Raw genomic sequence first — 5,982 nt, 5'->3', positions numbered from 1 at the left:
GACGGCCTCTGCATCTGTTACCATACGCAGCCTGCCGGCAGCTTCACTACTTAGCGGTCGGTTTTTTCACCGCAGGCTGCGCCTTCTTCGCCTCCTTGGCCCCCACCGTCGCCTCCTCCCGCAGCTTCGCCAGTATGCCTTCCCCTATCCCTTTCACGTTCTTCAAATCGTCCACACTCTTGAACGACCCGTTCTGCTCCCGGTACGCCACAATGGCCGCCGCCTTCGACGGCCCTATCCCCGGCAGCGCCTTCAGCTCCTCCGCCGTCGCGCTGTTGATGTTCACCGCCGCCAGCAGCAGCGGTGCCGCCAGTACCGCCAGGGCACCGAATAGATAATGTTTGATGTTCTTCATAAGATTCTCCATAATGCGCAGCCCGGACGGCTGCAATAAAGGTTATTGTCTCCGCCATAGCCGATAGGCGGCAGCAGCCATCATAAGCCATTCCGCCGGCCGGTCAAACGTTTGCCGCCAATTTAGCAGTAACTAAGGTTATAATTGTCGCCGCCCGGCAACACTTCCCATGAAACAAGCCCCCGATACTTCCGTACCGGGGGCTTCGAATGAGTGTCTGGCAGTGACCTACTTTCACATGGGTATCCACACTATCATCGGCGCTGGGTCGTTTCACGGTCCTGTTCGGGATGGGAAGGCGTGGGACCAACCCGCTATGGCCGCCAGACTTAAACTGTACAAATCAAAAAGCCGTTACGGAGGTTTTGCTCCGCTTATTTATTCTTTAACCAACATTCTGTGTATCGGTGATGAAGTATCTTCATCAGTAAGCTTCATCTTTGATGCTTTGTTTACGTTTCCGTTTCAAAGTCCTTCAAATGATAGAGTCAAGCCTCACGAGCAATTAGTATGGGTTAGCTTCACGCGTTACCGCGCTTCCACACCCCACCTATCAACGTCCTGGTCTCGAACGACTCTTTAGTGCGGTTAAACCACAAGGGAAGTCTCATCTTCAGGCGAGTTTCGCGCTTAGATGCTTTCAGCGCTTATCTCTTCCGAACTTAGCTACCCGGCGATGCGACTGGCGTCACAACCGGTACACCAGAGGTTCGTCCACTCCGGTCCTCTCGTACTAGGAGCAGCCCCCGTCAAACTTCCAACGCCCACTGCAGATAGGGACCAAACTGTCTCACGACGTTTTAAACCCAGCTCACGTACCACTTTAAATGGCGAACAGCCATACCCTTGGGACCGACTACAGCCCCAGGATGTGATGAGCCGACATCGAGGTGCCAAACTCCGCCGTCGATATGAACTCTTGGGCGGAATCAGCCTGTTATCCCCGGAGTACCTTTTATCCGTTGAGCGATGGCCCTTCCATACAGAACCACCGGATCACTATGTCCTGCTTTCGCACCTGCTCGACTTGTCGGTCTCGCAGTTAAGCTACCTTTTGCCATTGCACTATCAGTCCGATTTCCGACCGGACCTAGGTAACCTTCGAACTCCTCCGTTACGCTTTGGGAGGAGACCGCCCCAGTCAAACTGCCTACCATGCACGGTCCCCGATCCGGATCACGGACCTGGGTTAGAACCTCAAAGACACCAGGGTGGTATTTCAAGGACGGCTCCACAAAGACTAGCGTCTCTGCTTCTCAGCCTCCCACCTATCCTACACAAGTGCCTTCAAAGTCCAATGCAAAGCTACAGTAAAGGTTCACGGGGTCTTTCCGTCTAGCAGCGGGGAGATTGCATCTTCACAACCATTTCAACTTCGCTGAGTCTCGGGAGGAGACAGTGTGGCCATCGTTACGCCATTCGTGCGGGTCGGAACTTACCCGACAAGGAATTTCGCTACCTTAGGACCGTTATAGTTACGGCCGCCGTTTACTGGGGCTTCGATCCGATGCTCTCACATCTTCAATTAACCTTCCAGCACCGGGCAGGCGTCACACCCTATACGTCCACTTTCGTGTTAGCAGAGTGCTGTGTTTTTAATAAACAGTCGCAGCCACCGATTCTCTGCGACCCTCCAACGCTTACACCGCAAGGGCTTAACGTCGAAGGGCATACCTTCTCCCGAAGTTACGGTATCAATTTGCCGAGTTCCTTCTCCCGAGTTCTCTCAAGCGCCTTAGAATTCTCATCCTGCCCACCTGTGTCGGTTTGCGGTACGGTTCTGATTCAACTGAAGCTTAGTGGCTTTTCCTGGAAGCGTGGTATCGGTTACTTCGTATCCGTAGATACTCGTCGTCACTTCTCGGTGTTATGAGCGTCCGGATTTGCCTAAACACTCCACCTACCGGCTTAAACAAACTATTCCAACAGTTTGCTAACCTAACCTTCTCCGTCCCCACATCGCATTGAATCAAAGTACGGGAATATTAACCCGTTTCCCATCGACTACGCATTTCTGCCTCGCCTTAGGGGCCGACTCACCCTACGCCGATGAACGTTGCGTAGGAAACCTTGGGCTTTCGGCGAGCGGGCTTTTCACCCGCTTTATCGCTACTCATGTCAACATTCGCACTTCTGATACCTCCAGCATGCTTTACAACACACCTTCAACGGCCTACAGAACGCTCCCCTACCATGCGCTAAGCGCATCCGCAGCTTCGGTTACAGATTTGAGCCCCGTTACATCTTCCGCGCAGGACGACTCGACCAGTGAGCTATTACGCTTTCTTTAAATGATGGCTGCTTCTAAGCCAACATCCTGGCTGTCTGGGCCTTCCCACTTCGTTTACCACTTAATCTGTCATTGGGGACCTTAGCTGGCGGTCTGGGTTGTTTCCCTCTCGACAACGGACGTTAGCACCCGCTGTCTGTCTCCCATGATTGCACTTTCCGGTATTCTTAGTTTGCCATGGGTTGGTAAGTCGCAATGACCCCCTAGCCATAACAGTGCTTTACCCCCGGAAGTGATACATGAGGCACTACCTAAATAGTTTTCGGGGAGAACCAGCTATCTCCGAGTTTGTTTAGCCTTTCACCCCTATCCACAGCTCATCCCCGCATTTTGCAACATGCGTGGGTTCGGACCTCCAGTACCTGTTACGGCACCTTCATCCTGGCCATGGATAGATCACTCGGTTTCGGGTCTACACCCAGCAACTATTCGCCCTATTAAGACTCGGTTTCCCTACGCCTCCCCTATCCGGTTAAGCTCGCTACTGAATGTAAGTCGTTGACCCATTATACAAAAGGTACGCAGTCACCCCTTAGGGCTCCCACTGTTTGTATGCATCAGGTTTCAGGTTCTCTTTCACTCCCCTCCCGGGGTTCTTTTCGCCTTTCCCTCACGGTACTGGTTCACTATCGGTCGATGATGAGTATTTAGCCTTGGAGGATGGTCCCCCCATCTTCAGACAGGATTTCTCGTGTCCCGCCCTACTTGTCGTATACCTAGTACCACCATTCGGATTTCAAATACGGGGCTATCACCCTCTATGGCTGACTTTTCCAAGTCATTCTTCTATCCCAACGGCTATCGTATACAGGCTCCTCCGCGTTCGCTCGCCACTACTTGCGGAATCTCGGTTGATTTCTTTTCCTCCGGGTACTTAGATGGTTCAGTTCTCCGGGTTCGCTTCTCTTATCCTATGTATTCAGATAAGGATACCGTACAGAATACGGTGGGTTTCCCCATTCGGACATCGCGGGATCATTGCTTTATTGCCAGCTCCCCCGCGCTTTTCGCAGGCTTACACGTCCTTCTTCGCCTATCATCGCCAAGGCATCCACCTGATGCACTTATTCACTTGACTCTATCATTTGAAGAACCTTCTGACTTCGCTAACCCAACCGTTGACTAGCCGGCTAGCTTAGATTCCCTAATCTGATAAAGCTTACTGCTTTGTTGTGTACCATATCCTGCCTTTTGTCTTTCAGGATACGGTCGATACAATCATCACCCAAATACTGTGGTCGGATTCTTTTCAGACGGCCTCAACCGCCTTCGGGTCACGTTTTGACGCTTCCCAATCCGACCAACATTGTCTTTGTTTGTTGATTTCGGCTTTCCAATTTGTTAAAGATCGATGCGCTATTCGGAATGTTTATTCCTAACGGCGCAAATCAAAGCAAACTTCTTCATTCGCTTTCATTTGCAGCGTTTTGGTGGAGGCAAACGGGATCGAACCGATGACCCCCTGCTTGCAAAGCAGGTGCTCTACCAACTGAGCTATGCCCCCAATCATGGTGGGTCTGGGAGGACTTGAACCTCCGACCCCACGCTTATCAAGCGTGTGCTCTAACCAGCTGAGCTACAAACCCAGGTCGTGTCCCAAACAACAAATGTCTCCATCCGCCATCCGAAACCCTTATCCGCATCTTCGTCTCACAGTTTACCGATAAGTGTGAATGCCCAAGCACCCCTTCTTTTCTCTAGAAAGGAGGTGATCCAGCCGCAGGTTCCCCTACGGCTACCTTGTTACGACTTCACCCCAGTCATGAAGCATACCGTGGTAAGCGGCCTCCTTGCGGTTAGCCTACCTACTTCTGGTATCCCCCACTCCCATGGTGTGACGGGCGGTGTGTACAAGACCCGGGAACGTATTCACCGCAGTATGCTGACCTGCGATTACTAGCGATTCCGACTTCATGCACTCGAGTTGCAGAGTGCAATCCGGACTACGATCGGTTTTTTGGGATTGGCTCCGCCTCGCGGCTTGGCTACCCTCTGTACCGACCATTGTATGACGTGTGAAGCCCTGGTCATAAGGGCCATGAGGACTTGACGTCATCCCCACCTTCCTCCGGCTTGTCACCGGCAGTCTCATTAGAGTGCCCAACCAAATGATGGCAACTAATGACAAGGGTTGCGCTCGTTGCGGGACTTAACCCAACATCTCACGACACGAGCTGACGACAGCCATGCAGCACCTGTGTTACGGCTCCCGAAGGCACCCTTCCGTCTCTGGAAGGTTCCGTACATGTCAAGACCAGGTAAGGTTCTTCGCGTTGCATCGAATTAATCCACATCATCCACCGCTTGTGCGGGTCCCCGTCAATTCCTTTGAGTTTTAATCTTGCGACCGTACTCCCCAGGCGGTCAATTTCACGCGTTAGCTACGCTACTAAGGTATCAAGTACCCCAACAGCTAATTGACATCGTTTAGGGCGTGGACTACCAGGGTATCTAATCCTGTTTGCTACCCACGCTTTCGGACATGAACGTCAGTATTATCCCAGGGGGCTGCCTTCGCCATCGGTATTCCTCCACATCTCTACGCATTTCACTGCTACACGTGGAATTCTACCCCCCTCTGACATACTCTAGTCACCCAGTTCAGAACGCAGTTCCCAGGTTAAGCCCGGGGATTTCACATCCTGCTTAAGCAACCGTCTGCGCCCGCTTTACGCCCAGTAATTCCGATTAACGCTCGCACCCTACGTATTACCGCGGCTGCTGGCACGTAGTTAGCCGGTGCTTATTCTTCAGGTACCGTCATCACCTCGGGGTATTAGCCCGGGGCTTTTCTTCCCTGACAAAAGTCCTTTACAACCCGAAGGCCTTCTTCAGACACGCGGCATGGCTGGATCAGGGTTGCCCCCATTGTCCAAAATTCCCCACTGCTGCCTCCCGTAGGAGTCTGGGCCGTGTCTCAGTCCCAGTGTGGCGGATCATCCTCTCAGACCCGCTACTGATCGTCGCCTTGGTAGGCCTTTACCCCACCAACTAGCTAATCAGACATCGGCCGCTCGAATAGCGCGAGGTCCGAAGATCCCCCGCTTTCCTTCTCAAAGCGTATGCGGTATTAGCCATCCTTTCGGACAGTTATCCCCCACTACTCGGTACGTTCCGATGCGTTACTCACCCGTTCGCCACTCGCCACCCAAGAAGCAAGCTTCTCTGTGCTGCCGTCCGACTTGCATGTGTAAAGCATGCCGCCAGCGTTCAATCTGAGCCAGGATCAAACTCTTATGTTCAATCTCTAACTTAATAACTTCTGGTCTGCTTCAAAGAAACCGACAAAGAATAGATATATCTACATCTTGTCTGTTTTTGTCGCAGTGTGAGGCAC

Annotated in this window: 1 protein-coding gene, 2 tRNA genes and 3 rRNA genes; all 6 read right to left on the bottom strand. The window is 52.3% G+C overall.

Annotated elements, in window-relative coordinates; all coding sequences use genetic code 11:
• Window positions 1-46: 46 nt before the first annotated feature.
• The 6 genes from NQ012_RS12640 to NQ012_RS12615 all read right to left on the bottom strand — a co-directional run bounded on the left by NQ012_RS12640 (window position 47) and on the right by NQ012_RS12615 (window position 5,887).
• Complete coding sequence (locus tag NQ012_RS12640; RefSeq protein ID WP_373566657.1) at window positions 47-346, bottom strand: ComEA family DNA-binding protein; 300 nt, start codon at window positions 344-346, stop codon at window positions 47-49.
• Between the two features lie 224 nt (window positions 347-570).
• Window positions 571-683: ribosomal RNA gene (gene rrf / locus NQ012_RS12635) — 5S ribosomal RNA — on the bottom strand.
• A 156-nt stretch (window positions 684-839) separates the two neighbouring features.
• Window positions 840-3,723, bottom strand: a 23S ribosomal RNA gene (locus NQ012_RS12630).
• A 350-nt stretch (window positions 3,724-4,073) separates the two neighbouring features.
• Window positions 4,074-4,149, bottom strand: a tRNA-Ala gene (locus tag NQ012_RS12625).
• 5 nt (window positions 4,150-4,154) lie between these two features.
• Window positions 4,155-4,231 (bottom strand) — tRNA-Ile (locus tag NQ012_RS12620).
• Window positions 4,232-4,346: 115 nt separating this feature from the next.
• Window positions 4,347-5,887 (bottom strand): 16S ribosomal RNA (locus tag NQ012_RS12615).
• Together the 16S, 23S and 5S rRNA genes with 2 tRNA genes alongside form the textbook arrangement of a ribosomal RNA operon.
• Between the last annotated feature and the right edge of the window lie 95 nt (window positions 5,888-5,982).

The organism is Neisseria dentiae (assembly GCF_024580525.1).
GTDB lineage: Bacteria > Pseudomonadota > Gammaproteobacteria > Burkholderiales > Neisseriaceae > Neisseria > Neisseria dentiae_A.
Note: the sequence above shows the minus strand (reverse complement) of the source record. Positions and strands in the feature narration are given on the sequence as shown.